Source organism: Pseudomonas sp. B5(2017) (assembly GCF_002112825.1).
In the GTDB taxonomy this organism is placed as follows: Bacteria; Pseudomonadota; Gammaproteobacteria; order Pseudomonadales; family Pseudomonadaceae; genus Aquipseudomonas; species Aquipseudomonas putida_Z.
This window is the reverse complement of record NZ_NEIR01000004.1, coordinates 267590-286454: the sequence shown is the minus strand read 5'-3', so window position 1 is coordinate 286454 and position 18865 is coordinate 267590. Positions and strand designations below refer to the sequence as shown.

At 63.4% G+C, this 18865-nt stretch carries 16 protein-coding genes and 1 other RNA gene; 6 read left to right on the top strand and 11 right to left on the bottom strand.

Annotated features, from left to right (window positions below):
* The first annotated feature begins 41 nt into the window (after positions 1–41).
* The 3 genes from hemN (at position 42) to CAG00_RS08275 (ending at position 2947) form a co-directional block, all read left to right on the top strand.
* Positions 42–1424, top strand: coding sequence for an oxygen-independent coproporphyrinogen III oxidase (gene hemN / locus CAG00_RS08285; RefSeq protein ID WP_085664015.1), 1383 nt, complete (start codon positions 42–44; stop codon positions 1422–1424).
* Positions 1425–1608: 184 nt separating this feature from the next.
* The gene (gene fnrA / locus CAG00_RS08280) at positions 1609–2343 is read left to right on the top strand and encodes a Crp/Fnr family transcriptional regulator FnrA (RefSeq protein ID WP_015271145.1); all 735 of its coding nucleotides are present in this window, start codon (positions 1609–1611) and stop codon (positions 2341–2343) included.
* A gap of 55 nt (positions 2344–2398) precedes the next feature.
* Positions 2399–2947: an adenine phosphoribosyltransferase gene (locus tag CAG00_RS08275; protein ID WP_009683910.1), complete on the top strand. Its 549-nt coding sequence runs from the start codon at positions 2399–2401 to the stop codon at positions 2945–2947.
* A gap of 131 nt (positions 2948–3078) precedes the next feature.
* Here CAG00_RS08275 and recR read toward each other — a convergent pair whose 3' ends face one another.
* From recR to dnaX, 3 genes are all read right to left on the bottom strand, one after another.
* On the bottom strand, positions 3079–3681 hold the full coding sequence (gene recR / locus CAG00_RS08270; protein WP_003259670.1) for a recombination mediator RecR: 603 nt from the start codon (positions 3679–3681) through the stop codon (positions 3079–3081).
* A gap of 290 nt (positions 3682–3971) precedes the next feature.
* On the bottom strand, positions 3972–4307 hold the full coding sequence (locus tag CAG00_RS08265) for a YbaB/EbfC family nucleoid-associated protein (protein ID WP_003259671.1): 336 nt from the start codon (positions 4305–4307) through the stop codon (positions 3972–3974).
* A 64-nt stretch (positions 4308–4371) separates the two neighbouring features.
* The gene (gene dnaX, locus CAG00_RS08260) at positions 4372–6450 is read right to left on the bottom strand and encodes a DNA polymerase III subunit gamma/tau (protein WP_085664014.1); all 2079 of its coding nucleotides are present in this window, start codon (positions 6448–6450) and stop codon (positions 4372–4374) included.
* A gap of 123 nt (positions 6451–6573) precedes the next feature.
* Between dnaX and CAG00_RS08255 the strand changes: the two genes are divergently transcribed.
* Positions 6574–7341 (top strand): ABC transporter substrate-binding protein, encoded by a 768-nt coding sequence (locus CAG00_RS08255; RefSeq protein ID WP_085664013.1) that lies wholly within the window; start codon positions 6574–6576, stop codon positions 7339–7341.
* A gap of 181 nt (positions 7342–7522) precedes the next feature.
* Here the strand turns inward: CAG00_RS08255 and CAG00_RS08245 are convergent, their stop codons facing one another.
* Together CAG00_RS08245 and CAG00_RS08240 are read right to left on the bottom strand one after the other, a co-directional pair.
* Complete coding sequence (locus CAG00_RS08245) at positions 7523–7798, bottom strand: hypothetical protein (protein ID WP_013973508.1); 276 nt, start codon at positions 7796–7798, stop codon at positions 7523–7525.
* A gap of 359 nt (positions 7799–8157) precedes the next feature.
* On the bottom strand, positions 8158–8646 hold the full coding sequence (locus CAG00_RS08240; RefSeq protein WP_085664012.1) for a DUF2938 domain-containing protein: 489 nt from the start codon (positions 8644–8646) through the stop codon (positions 8158–8160).
* Positions 8647–8728: 82 nt separating this feature from the next.
* Between CAG00_RS08240 and CAG00_RS08235 the strand changes: the two genes are divergently transcribed.
* Positions 8729–9151, top strand: a complete 423-nt coding sequence (locus CAG00_RS08235) for a helix-turn-helix domain-containing protein (protein ID WP_085664011.1) — start codon at positions 8729–8731, stop codon at positions 9149–9151.
* A gap of 54 nt (positions 9152–9205) precedes the next feature.
* On the opposite strand, the gene CAG00_RS08230 is transcribed toward CAG00_RS08235, so the two are convergent.
* Complete coding sequence (locus CAG00_RS08230; RefSeq protein ID WP_085664064.1) at positions 9206–9976, bottom strand: pirin family protein; 771 nt, start codon at positions 9974–9976, stop codon at positions 9206–9208.
* A gap of 235 nt (positions 9977–10211) precedes the next feature.
* Here CAG00_RS08230 and CAG00_RS08225 point away from each other — a divergent pair, with 235 nt between their 5' ends.
* Complete coding sequence (locus CAG00_RS08225; RefSeq protein ID WP_085664010.1) at positions 10212–10538, top strand: hypothetical protein; 327 nt, start codon at positions 10212–10214, stop codon at positions 10536–10538.
* Between the two features lie 87 nt (positions 10539–10625).
* Here the strand turns inward: CAG00_RS08225 and ffs are convergent.
* The 5 genes from ffs to CAG00_RS08200 form a co-directional block, all read right to left on the bottom strand.
* Positions 10626–10722: signal recognition particle sRNA small type (gene ffs / locus CAG00_RS08220), an RNA gene on the bottom strand.
* Between the two features lie 314 nt (positions 10723–11036).
* Positions 11037–13367 carry an NAD-dependent DNA ligase LigA gene (ligA, locus tag CAG00_RS08215; RefSeq protein WP_085664009.1) on the bottom strand — a complete coding sequence of 777 codons (2331 nt, stop codon included), beginning with the start codon at positions 13365–13367 and terminating at the stop codon, positions 11037–11039.
* Between the two features lie 238 nt (positions 13368–13605).
* The gene (zipA, locus tag CAG00_RS08210; RefSeq protein ID WP_025340022.1) at positions 13606–14496 is read right to left on the bottom strand and encodes a cell division protein ZipA; all 891 of its coding nucleotides are present in this window, start codon (positions 14494–14496) and stop codon (positions 13606–13608) included.
* A 205-nt stretch (positions 14497–14701) separates the two neighbouring features.
* Entirely contained in the window at positions 14702–18190 is a 3489-nt protein-coding gene (gene smc / locus CAG00_RS08205) for a chromosome segregation protein SMC (protein ID WP_085664008.1), read from the bottom strand.
* 3 nt (positions 18191–18193) lie between these two features.
* Entirely contained in the window at positions 18194–18853 is a 660-nt protein-coding gene (locus CAG00_RS08200; RefSeq protein WP_015271155.1) for a GntR family transcriptional regulator, read from the bottom strand.
* Positions 18854–18865: the final 12 nt, after the last annotated feature.

The following is an 18865-nucleotide window of genomic DNA, read 5'->3' as shown; positions in this document are numbered from 1 at the left end:
TAGACTCCGGGGCACTGCTGCTCTTTCCGGGGACCGCCCTCATGCTCGACGACCTTCGTTGGGATACCGACCTGATCCGCCGTTACGACCTGGCCGGACCACGCTACACCTCTTACCCGACCGCCGTGCAACTGCACAGCGAAGTGGGCTCGTTCGACCTGCTCCACGCCCTGCGCGAAAGCCGTCGGGCCGCGCGCCCGCTGTCGCTGTACGTGCATGTGCCGTTCTGCGCCAACATCTGCTACTACTGCGCCTGCAACAAGGTCATCACCAAGGACCGCGGCCGCGCCGCGCCCTACCTGCAGCGCCTGGAGCAGGAAATCCAGCTGATCGCCTGCCACCTCGACCCTAAACAGCGTGTCGAGCAGCTGCATTTCGGCGGCGGCACGCCAACTTTCCTCAGCCATGTGGAACTGCGCCAGCTGATGGCCACCCTGCGCCAGCACTTCCACCTGCTGGACGACGACTCCGGCGACTACGGCATCGAGATCGACCCGCGCGAAGCCGACTGGTCGACCATGGGCCTGCTCCGCGAGCTGGGCTTCAACCGCGTCAGCCTGGGCGTGCAGGACCTCGACCCGGCCGTGCAGCGCGCGGTAAACCGCCTGCAGAGCCTGGAGCAGACCCGCACCCTGATCGAAGCCGCGCGCACTCTGCAGTTCCGCTCGATCAACCTCGACCTGATCTACGGCCTGCCCAAGCAAACCCCGGAAGGCTTTGCCCGCACCGTCGAAGAAGTGATCCGCCTGCAACCCGACCGCCTGTCGGTGTTCAACTACGCCCACCTGCCCGAGCGCTTCATGCCGCAACGGCGCATCGACAGCAATGACCTGCCCTGCGCGGCCGCCAAGCTGGAGATGCTGCACGCCACCATCGACCAGCTGACCGCCGCCGGCTACCGCTACATCGGCATGGACCACTTCGCTCTGCCCGACGACGAGCTGGCCATCGCCCAGGAAGAAGGCACCCTGCAGCGCAACTTCCAGGGCTACACCACCCATGGGCACTGCGACCTGATCGGCCTGGGCGTATCGGCCATCAGCCAGATCGGCGACCTGTACTGCCAGAACAGCAGCGACCTCAACACCTACCAGGACAGCCTGTCCAACGCCCAGCTGGCTACCCAGCGCGGCCTGCTGTGCAACCACGACGACCGCATCCGCCGGGCAGTGATCCAGCAACTGATCTGCCATTTCGAGCTGGATTTCGAGCCGATCGAACAGGCCTTCACCATCGATTTTCGCGGCTACTTCAACGACCTCTGGCCAGAACTGCTGACCTTGCAGCGCGACGGCCTGATCCGCCTGGACGACAAAGGCATCCGCATCCTGCCGGCCGGCCGCCTGCTGGCGCGTTCGGTATGCATGGTGTTCGACGCCTACCTGGCGATGCACAACCGCCAGCGCTTCTCGCGGGTGATCTGAACCGAGTCGTTCAACCGCATGGACAAAGTTCCTTGCCAGGCACACCATGGGCACAGCGAAGGCCCCGGCGCACACCCGCCGGGGCCCGGCCAGTTCGCACCACAACAGCGCACGCTGGCCTACAACCTACGCCGTGAGTTACCCTTACGTCTTATGTGTGCTTTCCCACAAGGATCGAATGAAAATGTCCGAGCCAGTCAAACTGCGCCCACACAACCAGGCCCATTGCAAGGACTGCAGCCTGGCCCCCCTGTGCCTGCCTCTGTCCCTCAACCTGGAAGACATGGATGCACTGGATGAAATCGTCAAGCGTGGGCGGCCGTTGAAAAAAGGCGAGTTCCTGTTCCGCCAGGGCGACAATTTCGGCTCGGTCTACGCGGTACGTTCCGGCGCGCTGAAAACCTTCAGCCTCAGCGACAGCGGCGAAGAGCAGATCACCGGCTTCCACCTGCCCAGCGAGCTGGTCGGCCTGTCGGGCATGGATACCGAAGCCTACCCGGTGTCGGCCCAGGCCCAGGAAACCACCTCGGTGTGCGAAATCCCGTTCGAACGCCTCGACGAGCTGTCGGTGCAGCTGCCGCAGCTACGCCGCCAGCTGATGCGGGTAATGAGCCGGGAAATCCGCGACGACCAGCAGATGATGCTGCTGCTGTCGAAAAAGACCGCTGACGAGCGTATTGCCACCTTCCTGGTCAACCTGTCGGCGCGCTTCCGCGCCCGCGGCTATTCGGCCAACCAGTTCCGCCTGAGCATGTCGCGCAACGAAATCGGCAACTACCTGGGCCTGGCGGTGGAAACCGTGTCGCGGGTGTTCACCCGCTTCCAGCAGAATGGCCTGATCCGTGCCGAAGGCAAGGAAGTGCACATTCTCGACCCGATCCAGCTGTGCGCGCTGGCCGGTGGCGCAATGGAGGCCTGAGGCCGGCGTTTAGCGGGTATACTTGGGCATTCGTTTTCCCAGGATACCCGCAACAATGCACAGCGACGCCTTCGACCTCAAAGCCCTGATCCGCCCGGTAGTGGACTTCCCCAAACCGGGCGTGATCTTCCGCGATATCACCCCGCTGTTCCAGTCGCCACGCGGGCTGCGCTATGTGGCCGACCAGTTCATCGAACGCTATGTCGAAGCCGAGTTCAGCCACATCGGCGCCATGGACGCGCGGGGCTTCCTGATCGGCTCGATCATCGCCCACCAGCTGAACAAGCCACTGATCCTGTTCCGCAAGCAGGGCAAGCTGCCGGCTGACGTGCTGAGCGAAGGTTACCAGACCGAGTACGGCGAAGCCTTCCTGGAAGTGCATGCCGACAGCCTGTGCGAAGGGGATTCGGTGTTGATCTTCGATGACTTGATTGCTACTGGCGGTACGCTGCTGGCAGCGGCCAACCTGGTGCGCCGGACCGGTGCGCAGGTGTTCGAGGCGGCGGCGATCATCGATCTGCCGGAGCTGGACGGGTCGCGCCGGCTGCAGGCGGCCGGGGTACCGACTTTCTGCCTGACCGAGTTTTCGCTCAGCGAATACTGAGTTGGGTTTTGGGGCTGCTTTGCAGCCCATCGCGACACAAGGCCGCTCCTACAGTATCCGAAAATTGCGCGGCCCCTGTAGGAGCGGCCTTGTGTCGCGATGGGCCGCAAAGCGGCCCCAACCATTCTGAATCAGAGCGAAATCGGCCGACGCCCCGCAAACGCATGGGCCAAGGTCCCACCATCCACCAGCTCCAGCTCGCCGCCCAGCGGCACGCCATGGGCAATCCGCGACGCCACCAGGCCCTTCTCGCTCAGCAACTGGGCAATGTAATGCGCCGTCGCCTCCCCTTCCACCGTCGGGTTGGTCGCCAGGATCACCTCGGTGAAGGTGCCCTGCTCCTCGATCCGCGCCATCAGCTGCGGAATCCCGATCGCCTCAGGCCCCAACCCATCCAGCGGCGACAAGTGGCCCTTGAGCACGAAATAGCGGCCACGGTAGCCGGTCTGCTCCACTGCATACACATCGGTCGGCCCTTCGACCACACACAACTGGGTATCGTCACGGCGCGTGTCGGCGCATTGCGGGCACAGCTCCTGCTCGGTCAGGGTGCGGCACTGACGGCAATGCCCAACCCCCTCCATGGCCTGGGTCAAGGCCTGGGCCAGGCGCAGGCCGCCGCTGCGGTCACGCTCGAGCAGTTGCAGGGCCATGCGCTGGGCGGTTTTCTGGCCGACACCCGGGAGAATTCGCAGGGCATCGATCAGTTGGCGGATGAGAGGGCTGAAGCTCATGGGAAAGGCCTGACAAATCAATAAGAGGCGGTTTATACCCAGCGGGGGCAGTGGCGTCAAATCAGCCATGCGCACATCGCAAGGCTTGCTCGGTCCCTGTAGGAGCGGCCTTGTGTCGCGATGGGGCGCGAAGCGGCCCCAGGTTATCAGCTTCACAGCATGGATTGCCGGGGCTGCTGCGCAGCCCTTTCGCGACACAAGGCCGCTCCTACAAAGACCGCGCAGGCTGCAGGAACGCACAAAAAAACCGCCGCTGTCATCAGCGGCGGTTTTCGGTAACGCAAATGCCCTTAGAACGGCATCTTGAAGCCCGGCGGCAGCTGCATGCCGGCGGTCATGCTGCCCATCTTGTCCTGGCTGTTCTGCTCGACCTTGCGCACGGCGTCGTTCAGCGCGGCGGCGATCAGGTCTTCCAGCACTTCCTTGTCGTCTTCATCAGTCGACATCAGGCTCTGGTCGATGCTGACACGCTTGACGTCGTGACGACCGGTCATCACCACGCTCACCAGGCCACCACCGGACTGGCCGGTGACTTCGGCGTTGGCCAGCTCTTCCTGCATCTTCTGCATCTTTTCCTGCATCTGCTGGGCCTGCTTCATCAGGCCGGCCATGCCACCTTTCATCATGGGGGTATACCTCGATTGGGTCATGTGATGCGGCCCGGCACCGGGCCGGCCGCATGGTTATCCGTTACTGGCCCTGGTTAACCAGGGCATCTACAGGCTCAATAGTATCCTGCCGCACCTTGGCGCCGAACAACTTGATCATCTGCTGGATCAACGGATCCTGCTCGATCGAGGTGACTGCGTCCTGCTGGCGCTCGGCGCGTTTGCGCGCCGCTGCCTGGGCTGGGGTTTCCTGCTCGGGCAGGATCAGCTCGATGCGCAGGTTCAGCGTGCGCCCCAGGTGCTGGTTGAGCGCTTCGTTGAGGCGCCGCTGCTGGGTGGCGTTGAACAGCGCACCCTGGCCAGGGTCCAGGTGCAGCAGCCAGTCGTCGCCATCGGCGGCAATCAACGTACAGTTTGCCGCGATGTTGCCTGTCATCCCGGATACAGGCAACTGTGGGAATAATTCCAGCCATTGCAGGGCCAGGCCGGTGGCCGGCTTGGCTGCGGGCAGCGGTTCGGCTGCCCGCTTGGGTGCTTCTTCCTGGACGTGTTCGGCCAGTTCGTCCAGGTAGCTGAAGCCGACCGGGTCGCTTTCGCCGCCGTAATAGTCTTCGTCCAACGGCGGTTCATCGTCGCGGTCCATGCCCACGGCGGCATAGGCGGACGGGTCGAAGGGTGGCTCGTCGTCGTGTGCCGGGGCGGCAGGTGCCGGCGTGGGTGGAGCGGGCGGTGCAGGAGCAGGAGCCGGCGCAGGCTCGGCCACTACCGGTGCAGGCGCTGGCGCGGGCTCTTCCCATGGCAGGTCAACCACCTCTGCCACAGGTTCTGGTGCTGGCTCAGGTTCGCTGACCGGGGCAGGCTCAGCCGCCACCACAGGCTCGACAACCGGCTGTGGCGCTGGCTCGACCGGTGCGGGCGCCTGCACTTGTTGCGCGGCAACCGGTGCAACAGGCTCCACGACAGCAGCGGCCGGCGGCGCCATGGCAACCGCCGGCGCTGCCACCGGTGTTGCAGGATCAGCTGTGGCCTGGCTGATCCCCACTGGCTTTAGTACCGGCTTCGGCGCGTCGTCGGTGTCGGCCGGGCGGAACGCCAGCATGCGCAGCAGGACCATTTCGAAACCACCGCGCGGGTCCGGCGCAAGTGGCAGGTCACGACGGCCGATCAGGCCCATCTGGTAATAGAACTGCACGTCCTCGGCTGGCAATGCCGAGGCCAGCGCCAGCACCCGCTCACGGTCACCCTGGCCGTTGTCCACCGCTTCCGGCAGCGCCTGGGCAATGGCCACGCGGTGCAGCACATTGAGCATCTCGGCCAGCACGCCCGCCCAGTCCGGGCCCTGCTCGGCCAGGTTGCGCACGGCCTCGAGCAAGGCCCGGGCATCGCCTTCGAGCAGCGCCTGCAGCACCCCGTAGACCTGGCCATGATCGAGGCTGCCGAGCATGGCCCGCACATCGGCGGCCAATACCTTGCCTTCGCCAAAGGCGATGGCCTGGTCGGTCAGGCTCATGGCGTCGCGCATCGAACCATCGGCCGCGCGCCCCAGCAGCCACAGGGCATCTGGCTCGAACGGCACGTTCTCGGCAGCCAGAACATGGCTGAGGTGCTCGACCACGCGCTCCGGGCTCATGTTCTTCAGCGAGAACTGCAGGCAGCGCGACAGGATGGTGGCCGGCAGTTTCTGCGGGTCGGTAGTGGCGAGGATGAACTTGACGTAGGGCGGCGGCTCTTCCAGCGTCTTGAGCAAGGCGTTGAACGAGTGGGTCGAGAGCATGTGCACTTCGTCGATCAGGTAGACCTTGAAGCGCCCACGGCTCGGGGCGTACTGCACGTTATCGAGCAGTTCGCGGGTGTCCTCGACCTTGGTGCGGCTGGCGGCGTCGATCTCGATCAGGTCGACGAAACGGCCTTCGTCGATCTCCCGGCACACCGAGCAGGTGCCGCAGGGCGTGGAGGTGATGCCGGTTTCGCAGTTCAGGCACTTGGCGATGATACGGGCGATGGTGGTCTTGCCCACACCCCGGGTACCGGTGAACAGGTAGGCATGGTGCAGGCGCTGGTTGTCCAAGGCATTGATCAAGGCCTTGAGCACATGGGTCTGGCCGACCATTTCGCGGAACGAGCGCGGACGCCATTTACGTGCAAGAACCTGATAACTCATCGAAAAACCATCGTAGCCTGATCGAGCGGAAGATCGCTAATGCTAGCGGAGCGGGGGCAAAATTGCACCCTGCGCAAGTCGTCTAAGCTTTGAAACTGGCGCGCCATCCAGGGAGGATTGCCTTTGCGAAGACTGCTGGCCCTGTTGCTGCTGTGGAGCACCTACAGCCAGGCTGAACAGCCCGTGTTGCGTTTTTCTGTCGCCGAGAGCTGGAGCATGCCGCTGGTGCGCATCGAAAGCGACCAGCCGGTGGAAGGTTTGCTGTACGACCTGATGCAGGCCTTGGCCAAGGAGGTGGGCGTACGCCCCGAATACCACGTCATGGCCCGCCTGCGCCTGCAGGAGGCGATGAACAGCGGTGATATAGATGTGCGCTGCTATGTCAGCACCCAGTGGTTCAATGACCGGCCGGGGGATTTTGTCTGGAGCATCCCGCTGCTGCACCAGCGAGACCTGCTGGTAGGCCGCGCTGGCGACAGTACTCCACTGCCCCCGGAGCAACTGCCTGCCCAGGCCATCGGCACAGTGCTTGGCTACACCTATTCGACCTTGCAACCGCTGCTGGACCAGGGCCGCCTGCACCGCGAGGACAGCCGCAGCCAGTTGCTGGTACTGCAGAAGCTGCAAGCCGGGCGCTATCGGCATGCGGTAAGCAACCAGCTGTCGTTGCAGTGGTTCAACCAGGGGCTACCCGCCGAGCAGCAATTGCAGGCGCTGGCGGTGCTGGAGGACCAGGACCTGGGGTGCATGGTACGCAATGACCCGGCGATACCGACCCAAGGGCTGCTGCGGGCACTGGTGCGGATGAAGCAGTCGGGAGAGATCGAGCGGATTGTGCAGCGGTATGGGGGGATGGGCAACCAAGAACCCATGTCTGTGGCTCGCCCCTGAGCCACGCGTACCTGATGAAAGACAAACCCGCCCGAAGCTTGCACGCCCGCTGTGGGAGCGGGTTCACCCGCGAACACCGGCAAAGCCGGTGCCATCCATCGCGTCGCGTTCTTCGCGGGTAAACCCGCTCCCACAGGGTTAATTGATATCCCTGCTATCTCTACTTACTCCAAGGCCGACTTCACTGGCTTCTACGCTCAACTGCCAGTGCCACAGCATCCGCCTGCCCCCAGGCAATCTGCATGGCCCGCAACCCGTGCTCCAGCAACTGCCGCGTCTCCTCGTCCTGGATACGCTCCAGCGCCCGCCGGCTGTCGCTATAGGCAAACATCAGATAGTGGGTGACATTCATCAACGCGAACTCCATCGGCACGATGCCTTCGCTGATGGCGCGGGAAAGGGATTTACCTTGGGGAAGCTCGAAGACGTGGGGTGGATCGGGGACTAGTTTTTTCATGGGTTCACCATACCGGGCTGAGAACACCCTTTCGCTTCCACACGTAGGGCGACAGTTGTACGCGGGGTGGAAGACCAGGGGTATGGTGAGCCCGGCAGGCCGGAGGCCTCCCACGTACAACTGTCATGACGACAGCCACCACACCCCAGGCTTCCACACCCGATCGCTGAACCGACAGCGACCGCAAAAGCCTAGTGGGTGGTGATTCCCGGGACAATCAGACGGGAGTCGACGCAGTGCGTAGGATATTTCGACACCTCCTACAGAAAAAGCGGGAAATTGCCCTGACCGTTGTAGGAAGCATCCTGAAAGCAGATCGCATTACTGCTACCGATTGCTCGTCTTGAGGAATGTCGCTCTCACACAGCCGCAACCAAACCCGCACTCAAGAACATCCCCACGCCAAACACAGAATGCGTGGCCAGGCTCTTCAGGCAGTTGCGCGCAGGCGTCGGCGTCCTCGACGCAAAGAACCCCGCACCCATCGCCGGTTGCATGAAGCACAAAGGCGCCACGACCGTCACCACACCAACAACCAGCGCAGGCAACAATGTAGGTGCCAGCAACCAGCCCTCCCCCACGATCATGACCAGCAGCATCGCGAACAGCACGCCGATGGCGTAATGAATCCCCCATCCCAACGCCAGCTCATGCCGCACCGGTTCCGCCTTGGCAATCGCCTGGTGCCGCACACGCCCGTGCAGTAAATGCCCCGCCCAACGCCCGACCATGGCGAAGTTCAGCGTGGCGACACCCATCCGCCTCAGCAGCAGCCCCCACAAGTCCATCACCATCGTGGCACCGATACCAATTGGCAAAGCAGCGGAAAACATCGCAGTAAACGTCATTGAACAAGCCCTCGAAGATTGACGGTCATCACCATGCCGCGCAGCATAGAAGTTGAAGTCAACTTCAAGTCAAGGGCCCGAAATGGACATTGCCGACGTCGCCAAACGCACAGGCGTACCCGCCTCGACGCTGCGCTACTACGAGAAGAAAGGCCTGCTCAAGTCACTCGCCGGGCCTGGCCAGCGGCGGCAGTTCGCAGCCGATGTTGCAGACCGGCTGGCGTTGATCGCCCTGGGCCAGGCTGCGGGGTTTTCGCTGGATGAAGTGGGGACGATGCTGGTGGACCTGCAGGTCGACCGGCAGATGCTGATCGCCAAGGCCGACGAACTGGATGCACGAATCAGGCGCTTGCAGGCGATGAGCAAGGGCCTGCGGCATGCGGCGCAGTGCCCTGAGGAAGATCACCTGGAATGCCCGAAATTCCAGCGGCTGATGAAGCTGTCGGCGGCGGGGCATGGGAAAAAACAGGGCAGTTCAATATTTGTCTTGAAGCGGCCAGATTAAATCACCACCCGACTGCATCGGGACGGTCGCGGCAGGAAGGCAGTCAGAAGGCACCTACCGGCGCCGGGCACATGCCTGCGTCTTGCAGCCCCCGAAGGATTGCTTCCTGGAAGGTACCAAGCCTGTTGCCCGGAGATCGAACACCAGCACCTGCGCATCAGTAGCGTGGCTGAACGTGACCGCCTGGGTTTCCGTCAGCTTCAGTCCATCGCCCTCCACAACAGTTTCTCCGTTCACCCGGAGCCTGCCAGCGACAACGTGGACATAGGCGTGTCGTCGCCCTGCGAGGGCCAAAGTATGCGACTCACCTTGTGAGAAGTTGCCCGCATAGATTTTCGTATCCTGGAGGATTTTCAGCGATCCGGCTTGCCCCGTTTTCGAGGCGATCAGCTGGAGCTTTCCATGCCGTTCTCCGGCCGGAAAGTGCTTCTGTTGGTATGAAGGCTTGGTGCGAGACAAATGAGGGGTCAGCCAGATTTGTAGCAGGTGCACAGGCTGGGTAGCGGAGGCATTGAATTCGCTGTGCTCGATACCTGAGCCGGCGCTGATGAGCTGAAAGTCGCCTGCGTGAATCCTGGTGCTGTTTGCCAGGGTGTCTCGATGGGCCAATGTTCCCTTGAGGACATAGGTCAGGATCTCCACATCACGATGGCCATGTTGACCGAAGCCTTTACCCTGTGAAATCCAGTCTTCGTTGATGACGCGCAGGTCCGAGAAACCACTCTCTTGCGGGTTTCTATAGCTTCCAAACGAGAAGGAATGCCGGGATTTCAGCCACGGCAAACGGGTCGCGCCCCGATCACCTGCCTTGCGGATCTCTTTCATGCTCACACCGAAATGCATTGCTTCAAAGAGGACGCAGCTTAGAGGAGAGTTTGATCGAATAAAAATATCAGAAACTGGTCTGAATCATCGATCTGATAGATTTAATAGACATTCGGTGATCCTGAGACGCTCGTTACTCATCAAAATCAATGATAGGTAACATCGATATTTGCCTGTTTTCTATCAGCCAAATGAAATGGAGAATGGCGCCTGAACTCAAATCTGGAACTGTCTGATGCGCTTTCTGCCTCTTGCTGCTGCCTCCTTCACTATCACACTGCTGGCGGGGTGCGCATCCGCGCCTAACCAGCCGACAAAGGAGTTGCTGACCGCAAAATCTCCAGAAGCTTTTTCCGCCTGCGTCATGCAGAAGTTGCAAGAGAATCAGCAATCGCCGAACGTCACCCATTCGAGCCGAAGCTATCGCGTGATCCTGAGCAGCCCTGTTGCGGCGGACAATGTGATCGAGACGTTCAAAGGAGACACGGGCGGGAAAGTCTACGTTTATCAGCGAGGGCTCTTTTCTGAAAACCTCGTTCGCGTAGCTTCCCAATGCGCTTGAGGAGAGGAAGGCTCTCACCAGGCCGAAGTTGTCGAGTTGGGTAATGCGAGGAATCCTTGAGAATTCAAGGACCTGAAATGGAGGCGGCCCCACCAGCCACACCCCGGCACTCGATGTTCCCGCTATGGCTGCTCCCTTCCGGGCCTGACCAGGTTAACGGGTAATCAATGCGGGGGGACCGATGGGGCCACCACTACAAGGCTCGCTGAACAGCGAGTGGCGCCATTGTACCGGTCTTGGGGGCAGATACAACCTCTGGAGCAGAAAAAGTCATCATTTCTCAATGACTTGTCCGGGTCGGGGTGGCCTGGAGCTGCCAATTCGCGGGTGAACCCGCTCCTACAGGGGTAGCGTTGACAGCAAGACCAGCGCAGGACCTGTGGGAGCGGGTTCACCCGCGAAGCAGGCGCCGCGGTGGATGGCACGGGCTTCGCCCGTGTTCGCGGGCATGCCCGCTCCCACAAGGACCGCGCAAGCCACAGGGGATTGCGCAGGGCGTTAGACAGCGATGCCCTGCTCGCCCAGGAAGGTGACGAAGGCATCTTCATCAAGCACCTTCACCCCCAACTCACTGGCCTTGGCCAGCTTGGACCCCGCCCCCGGCCCCGCCACCACGCAGTGAGTCTTGCCGGAAACCGAACCCGCCACCTTGGCCCCCAGGCTTTCCAGCTTTTCCTTGGCGATATCACGGCTCATGCGCTCCAGGGTGCCGGTCAGCACCCAGGTCTGGCCGGCCAGCGGCAAGCCTTCGGCGACTTTCTTCTCGCTGCTCCAGTGCATGCCGAACGCCAGCAACTGTGCCTCGATGTCCCGGGCCAGTTTCTGGTTGGCTTCATCCTTGAAGAACTCGCGCACGGCTTCGGCCTGCTTGGCCGCCAGGGCCTGGCGCAGGTCGATGCCGTCGGCGGCGATGATCTTGTCCAGGCTGTCGAGCTTGGCCACCAGCTTCTCGGCACCGGTCGGGCCAACCGAGGCGATATCGAGCTTGGCGATCATGCCGGCCAGGGTGGTGCTGGCGGCGAATTCGGCAGCCAGCTCGCCTTCGTCCTGCAGTTGCATGCCGCTGTCGAGCAACTGCTTGATGACCTTGCGGTTGTGCTCGTCCTCGAAGAAGTTGTGGATCTCGTACGCCACCTCCAGGCCGATGTCCGGCAGGTAGGTGAGCACTTGCGGCAGCGCTTGCTGCACGCGCGACAGGCTGCCCAGCGAGCGGGCCAGCACCTTGGCGGTCTCCTCGCCTACGTCCGGGATGCCCAGGGCGTAGATGAAGCGCGCCAGGCCCGGGCGCTTGCTGGCTTCGATGGCATCCAGCAGCTTCTTGCTGGACACTTCGGCAAAACCTTCCAGGCCGACGATCTGGTCGAATTCCAGCTTGTACAGGTCGGCCGGCGAGCCGATCAGGCCTTCGTCCACCAGCTGCTCGACGCTCTTCTCGCCCAGGCCGTCGATGTCCATGGCGCGGCGTGACACGTAGTGGATGATCGCCTGCTTGAGCTGGGCGCCACAGGCCAGGCGACCGACGCAGCGGTACACCGCCCCCTCGCTGGTGGTTTCCTTGCCCTTGCTACGCTTGACCAGCTGGGTACGCTCGACCTGCGAGCCGCATACCGGGCATTCGCTAGGCACCTGCACCGGGCGCGCATCTTCCGGGCGGCGCTCCAGCACTACCTGCATCACCTGCGGAATCACGTCACCGGCGCGGCGGATGATCACCGTGTCGCCAATGCGCAGGCCCAGGCGGGCGATTTCGTCCATGTTGTGCAGGGTGGCGTTGGACACGGTCACACCGGCGACCTTGACCGGCTTCAGGCGTGCCACGGGCGTTACCGCGCCGGTGCGGCCGACCTGGAACTCGACATCCAGCACCTCGGTCAGCTCTTCCATGGCCGGGAACTTGTGGGCGATCGCCCAGCGCGGCTCACGGGCGCGGAAGCCCAGTTCGCGCTGGGCGGCCAGGCTGTTGACCTTGAACACCACGCCGTCGATTTCGTAGGGCAGGCTGTTGCGTCGCTCGCCGATGTCGCGGTAGTAGGCCAGGCATTCTTCAATGCCAGCGGCATGCTTGAGTTCGCGGCTGATCGGCAGGCCCCAGGCCTTGAGCTGCTCGAGGATGCCGATGTGGCTGTCGCCGATGCTCGCGGACACCTGGCCGACGCCATAGCAGCAGAATTCCAGCGGGCGGCTGGCGGTGATTTTCGAATCCAGCTGACGCAGGCTGCCGGCGGCGGCGTTGCGCGGGTTGGCGAAGGTCTTGCCACCGGCTTCGGCCTGGGCGGCGTTGAGCCGGTCGAAACCGGCCTTGCTCATGTACACCTCGCCGCGCACCTCCAGCACCGCCGGCCATCCCTCGCCTTGCAGCTTGAGCGGGATGTTGCGCACGGTACGCACGTTGGCACTGATGTCTTCGCCAGTGGTGCCGTCGCCACGGGTGGCACCCTGCACCAGTTGGCCGTCGCGGTACAACAAGCTTACGGCCAGGCCGTCGAGCTTGGGCTCGCAGCTGTAGTCGACCGCACCGGGCTGGTCGAGGCCGTCTACCACGCGGCGGCCGAACTCACGCAAGTCGGCTTCTTCGAAGGCGTTGCCCAGGCTGAGCATGGGCACTTCGTGGCGGACCTGGCTGAACGCGGCCAGGGCTTCGCCACCCACGCGCTGGGTGGGCGAGTCGGGGGTTACCAGGTGCGGGTGTTCGGCTTCAAGCGCCTTGAGCTCGTTGAACAGGCGGTCGTATTCGGCATCGGGCACGCTTGGCTCATCGAGCACGTAGTAGCGGTAGTTGTGCTGGTCGAGCTCGGCACGCAGTTCGTGGATACGGGTTTCGGCGGTCATGGGATTTGTCTTCTCTTGCAAAGCAAAAGAGCAGCCTGGGGGTGGGTGCCGGGGGCTTGAGGTATTTATTGCCTGTCCGGCCTCTTCGCGGGTAAACCCGCTCCCACAGGGACATCACAGCCCTTGAGGTTTGTGGTGTCCCTGTGGGAGCGGGTTTACCCGCGAAGAGGCCGGCACAGGCGATAACAACACCCGAACCGACCAGCACGCCCTCAGGCTGCTCTTTCGTCTGGATCTGTCAGCGCTTCTGGGTCAGCGCACGGCGCTCGAACTCGACGATGCGCTGGCGGTAGTGCTCGATGGTCTGGGCGGTCAGCACGCTGCGCTGGTCGTCCTTGAGCTCACCGTTCAGTTCGTGCGCCAGCTTGCGCGCCGCAGCCACCATCACATCGAAGGCCTGCTTCGGATGACGCGGGCCCGGCAGGCCGAGGAAGAAGCTCACCGCGCGGGTGCTGAAGTGGTCGATGTCGTCCAGGTCGAACACGCCGGGCTTGACGGCGTTGGCCATGGAGAACAGCACCTCGCCGTGACCGGCCATGCTCTCGTGACGGTGGAAGATGTCCATTTCGCCGAAGCGCAGGCCGCTTTCCAGAATGTTCTGCAGCAGCGCCGGGCCCTTGAAGCCACCCTCGTCGCGGGAGATGACGCTGATCACCAGCACTTCCTCGGCCGGCGGCAGCTCCTTGACGCTGTTGCTGGCAGGCGCCGCACCGTTGCTGCGGGTATTTTCCGCGGCAAAGTCGTCATCGCTGTCGGCAAACAGGTCGGGCTCGCGTGGCTCGGCGCTCAGGTTCAGGTCGCCCTGCTGTGCATCCGCAGCAGCGGTGGCGCGCTTGCCGCGCTTGGCAGCCTTGGCCGGCTTGGGCTCACGCTCGCGATCACGCGCAGAAGCACTGAGCGACGGCAGGTCGCTTTCGTCCAGCTCAGGCTCCTTGTGGGTATCCAGCACCCGCGACGGGCCAAGCACTTCGGCATTGCCCTCTTCGTCCGGCAGGTTGGAATAACTGCGATCCAGACGGAATTTCAACTTGCCTTTCCCGCCGCGCATGCGGCGCCAGCCGTCGAAAAGAATCCCGGCAATGACAATGATGCCGATGACGATCAGCCACTCGCGCAGACCGATTTCCATGTAATCCCGTGCCTCTATAAAAATATGCTTGAAAACAAAGGGTTCAAAGCCCTTTAACACGTGGCGCCAACTCTATGTTCTGACAGGCGTTTTACCCACGCAAAAAACGAGTGACATTAAGCTAGCACGACCAAAGACAACTTTACACCGTCTGTCGCACATGGCGGGGGCATTTCGCTACGGAATATGCCCTTATCGTCGAGCATCAGGCATCGACCATGGCCATGGCCTCCTCCACATCGACGGCAACCAGACGTGAACAGCCCGGTTCATGCATGGTCACCCCCATCAATTGATCCGCCATCTCCATGGCAATCTTGTTATGGGTGATGTAGATGAACTGCACGCTTTCACTCATTTCCTTGACCAGACGGGCGTAACGCCCGACGTTGGCATCGTCCAGCGGCGCGTCGACTTCGTCGAGCATGCAGAACGGTGCGGGGTTCAACTTGAAGATGGCAAACACCAGCGCCAATGCGGTCAGTGCCTTCTCGCCGCCGGACAGCAGATGGATGGTGCTGTTCTTCTTGCCCGGTGGTCGCGCCATGATCGTTACCCCTGTATCGAGTAGATCTTCGCCCGTCAGTTCCAGATAAGCGCTGCCACCACCGAAAACTTTTGGGAAAAGTGCCTGTAATCCGGCATTTATCTGATCAAAGGTATCCTTGAAGCGGTTGCGGGTTTCCTTGTCGATCTTGCGAATGACGTTTTCCAGGGTCTCCAGGGCTTCGACCAGGTCGGCGTCCTGGGCGTCCAGGTAGCGCTTGCGCTCGGACTGCTGCTCGTACTCTTCGATGGCCGCCAGGTTGATCGCCCCCAGGCGCTGGATACGCGCCTCGAGCTGCTCCAGCTCCTGTTCGGTGCCCTGCTCGCTGGCCTCGGCCTCCAGGGTGGCGAGCACGCCTTGCAGGTCGTAGCCATCGGCCAGCAACTGCTCCTGCAGGGTCTTGCGCCGCACATCCAGGCCCTGGCACTCCAGGCGCAACTGCTCCAGCTGGCCACGCAGCAACTGGGCCTGCTGCTCGGCCTGGGTACGGCGCTTTTCGGCGTCGCGCAGTTCGCGGTCGGCTTCGTCCATGTGCAGGCGAGCCTGGCGCATTTCCTCGTCGACGCTCATGCGCCGCTCCAGCAGCTCTTCCAGCTTCAGGCGCAGTTCTTCCTGTGGGGCCTCGCCCTCTTCCAGGTTCAGGCTCAGTTGCTCCTGGCGCTCGGTCAGGCGCGCGGCCTGCTGCTCAAGGCGCTCCAGGGCCTGGCGGGTGGAATCATGCTGTGCGCGCAGCGAGCCCAGGCGTACAGCCAGCTGGTGGGCGTGATCCTTGTGCTGGCGGGCCTCCTGGCGCACGCGATCGAGGCTTTCGCGCAGGGTGTCGCGGCGGGCCATCAACTGCTCGCGCTGCTCGGTGTCCTGGGCCATCAGCTCCAGGGCCTCCTGCAGCAGCAGGCGGGCTTCGCCCAGCTGCTCATGCTCCACGGCGCGCTGTTCTTCCAGCTCGGTCAGCTCTTCCTGCAGGCGCCGGCGGCGCAGCTCGACCTGCTCGGCACGTGCGCGGCCAGCCGACAGGTTGGCCTTCAGCTCGCCATGCAGGCGGTTTTCTTCCTGGGTGCGACGGCGCAGTTGTTCACGCTGTTCTTCAAGGTCCAGCTGCTGCTCGCGCAGGGCCTGCAGTTGCTGTTCCAACTGCTCCAGCGCCGCTTCCTGCTCCAGTTGCTCCTGGCCCAGGCGCTCGATCTCCTGGCCACGCGCTAGCACGCCGCCTTCGGCTTCGCCGCCACGGCGCACCCGCAGGAAGTGTCGGCCAACCCAGTAGCCATCGCGGCTGACCAGGCTCTGGCCTTCGCCGAGCGACGCGCGCTGCGCCAGCGCCTGGGCAAGGTCTGCCACGGGCTTGACCTGGCCCAGCCAGGGCGCCAGGTCGACACGGCCTTCGACCTTTTCCAACAGGCTCCCGGGCAGCGACGAGCCGGTACCGCTCGCCAGCAGCAAGCGCAACTCGCCCTGCTCCAGGCCGGCAAAATCCAGATTACTGAAGTCGTCCACCAGCACAGCCTGCAGGTCGGCGCCGAGCACGGTTTCTACCGCAAGCTCCCAGCCCGGCTCGACCCGCAACCCTTCAGCCAGCCGCGGCTGTTGCTCCAGGCCTTGGCCCTGGAGCCAGTCCGCAGCACCTGCACCCGGCTCCAGGGCGGCCTGCTGCAAGGCTTCGAGCGAGGCCAGGCGCCCGCCCAGGCGTTGCAGGTCGCCCTGCGCCTGCTGTTGGGCCTGGGTGGCCTGCTGCAGTTGTTCACGCGCGCCTTCCAGGCGCTCGACCACCTGCTCTTCCGACAACTGCAACTCTTCCAGCAACATTTCGCTGCTAGCCAGCTGCTCGGCCAGTTCGAGCATGGCCGCATTCTGCGGGTCGCTGCCCAGCAGCTCACGCTCCTCGCCCAGCTTGCGCTGGCGCTCGGCCTGGCGTTCCAGGCTGGCCTCCAGCTGTTGCAGGCGCGCCTGCTGCACTTCGGCCTGGCGGCGCGGCTCGGCGGAACGGCTGTTGAAGCTGTCCCACTGTTCCTGCCAACCGTGCATGCCCAGCTCGGCCTCTTCAAGGGCGGCAGTGGCTTCTTCGGCAGCGGCCAGGGTCATTTCCTGCTCGGGTTCGAGCATGGCCAGCTCTTCGCCCAAGGTAGCCAGCAGGGTACGGTCGTGGCCCAGGTGCGACTCGGTTTCCAGGCGCGTGCGCTCGGCTTCCTTGAAGTCATCCTGCAGCTGGCGCAGGCGCTGCTGGCCGTGCTGGATGCTCTGCTCGACCCGGGCGATGTCACCGGCCACCGAGTAGAAACGGCCCTGCACCTGGTTGAAGCGTTCGGACAATTCGTGATGGCCATCGCGCAGGCGCTCGATGCTGGCATCGGCATTGCGCTGCTCGGCCACCAGCGCCTCATGGGACACATCCTGGTCGCCGATCACCGCCTCGCGCTGGCGCACCCGGTCGTCCAGGTCGCGCCAGCGCAAGGCCGACAGGCGTGCCTTCAGCTGGCGTTCCTGGGCCTTGTATTCGCGGTACTTCTCGGCCGCCTGGGCCTGCCGGTGCAGGCGCTCCAGCTGGCGCTCCAGCTCTTCGCGCAGGTCGGTCAGGCGCGCCAGGTTTTCCTGGGTGCGGCGGATGCGGCTCTCGGTTTCACGGCGGCGTTCCTTGTACTTGGAAATGCCGGCGGCTTCCTCGATGAAGTTGCGCAGCTCCTCGGGCTTGGCCTCGATCAGCTTGGAGATCATGCCCTGTTCGATGATCGAGTAGCTGCGCGGCCCCAGGCCGGTACCGAGGAAGATGTCGGTGATATCGCGCCGGCGGCACTTGGTGCCGTTGAGGTAGTAGCTGTTCTGCCCGTCGCGGGTGACCTTGCGGCGGATCGAGATCTCGGCGTAGGCGGCATATTCGCCGACCAGGGTGGTTTCGCTGTTGTCGAACACCAGCTCGATGCTGGCCTGGCTGACCGGCTTGCGGCCACTGGAGCCGTTGAAGATGACATCGGTCATCGACTCGCCGCGCAGGTTCTTCGCCGAACTCTCGCCCATCACCCAGCGCACGGCATCGATGATGTTGGATTTGCCACAGCCGTTGGGGCCGACCACGGCCGCCATGTTGCTGGGAAAGTTGACCGTGGTCGGGTCGACGAACGACTTGAACCCGGCCAGGCGAATGCACTTCAGGCGCATCGGTCAGCCTCGGGCCAACGCCGCCAGCACCAGTTCGCAGCTGCGCTGGCCATAGGCGGTGAGCACCTCGCGAATGCGCGGCAGATCACGGGCGATCACGGCGTCGAGCAGGCGGGCGAACAGGTCCAGGTAATCGATCATGTTGGCCTGGCGCTGGTCCAGCGACAGGTAGTAGGCACGGCTCATCGCCGGCTGCAGGTTTTCCACGGTTTCCTGCAGGAACGGGTTGTCGGCGAACGGATAGGCCGCCCGCATGACCGCGAAGCTGTCGGCGACGAAGGCCTTGATGTCCAGCTGGTCATGGGCCCGCTGCAGGCGCTGCTGGATCTCCAGGAACGGGCGCAGGTCGGCATCGGTGCGCCATTTTTGCGCAACCGCGTTACCCAGCAGGATGTAGAACTCACCCATCAGTGCGCACAGGCTGCGCACACTGCGCTCGTCGAGTTCGGTCACATGGGCACCCCGGCGCGGCAGGATCGCCACCAGGTGGCGGCGTTCGAGGATCAGCAGCGCCTCGCGCACCGAGCCGCGGCTGACGTTGAGAGCCTGGGTGACCTTCTGCTCCTGGATACGCTCGCCTGGCGCCAGCTCGCCGCGGATGATGCGTTCGGCCAGGTAATCGGCAATCTGCTCGGAGAGGCTGTCCGGGGCCTTGAACGTCATGGTTTTCCTTCA